Origin of the sequence: Campylobacter taeniopygiae (genome assembly GCF_005406225.1) — a bacterium.
Classification (GTDB): Bacteria; Campylobacterota; Campylobacteria; order Campylobacterales; family Campylobacteraceae; genus Campylobacter_D; species Campylobacter_D taeniopygiae.
The window spans coordinates 1-991 of sequence record NZ_NXLY01000054.1; the positions used below are offsets into that span (position 1 = coordinate 1).

The 991-nt window shown below is 26.7% G+C and carries 1 protein-coding gene; it reads right to left on the minus strand.

Annotation, left to right across the window (positions count from 1 at the left end; genetic code table 11):
* Positions 1–120 precede the first annotated feature (120 nt).
* A partial coding sequence (locus CQA75_RS09290; RefSeq protein ID WP_171000111.1) for a hypothetical protein occupies positions 121–991 on the minus strand: 871 nt, incomplete at its 5' end.

A 991-nucleotide genomic window follows, 5' to 3' on the forward strand; every position in this document is an offset into this window, starting at 1 on the left:
CATTATCAAGATAGTCCGAATCTACTCCAATAGTCTTTTTACCCAAATAATGAAAATTAATCATCTCTGCATTAAGTGTGCAAAAAATCATCACTAAAAAACATATTATTTTTTTCATAGCTATTCCTCTATATTAACTTTTGTTTTATTATAAGCATTTAAAAAAGCTAAGGTTAAAGCTTGATTGAAACGATAAGCAAGAAAGGCATCAATTTGCACTATCCAATCATACCACGAAGGGTGGGTACCAGGATATTCTTCATAAAAAATTGTATTCTCTTTTATTCGTTCTTTAAAATCCTTATCCTCTCTTAATTTCATCCTAAAACTTTCAAATACAAGATTTTGAGTATGAAAATTGTTTTGCAGTAAAAAAGTAATAGCTTCGCAATTTTGTATTTTAGCTATATAATCTGCTTTATCATCGGCCCGAACTTCACCTTGTGTTCTAAAAAACATATCACTAGCAAAACTAGTTTGAAAATTTCTTACTATATCCTCATAATTAGCCTTATGTCTTTTAATTGGATCTAAAACCACTTTATATTGAAAGTCCCAACCATATTCTTCGCTGTATTTTGTTTCATCTATCACTTTAAATTCATCAATCTCAGGATATTTAAGACTTGTTTGATCATTTTGTATGAGTTCTAAAAGTTCATCATAACCTATACCTAGTTTGTTAATCTTAGCTTTAGGTATGGTAGTATCAACAGTAGAGTCGTCAATACTATATCCCTTTAAATATAAAGCATCCATTTGATAATATTTTTTAGGAACTTTTTTTTCATTATAGGTTGTATTTTCTCCATATAAATATTTAAAAGTATTTTTAGGATCTTTATATTCATATTCTTTATAATAAAACTGATCCTGATTTAAAGGTAAATAAGTTTTTAAAAGCTTTTCATCTTTTAAAAATACTTTTCTAATAGAATTAGGGATGATATCATAAATGATATCATAAAGAGTAATATCATTAACATATGAA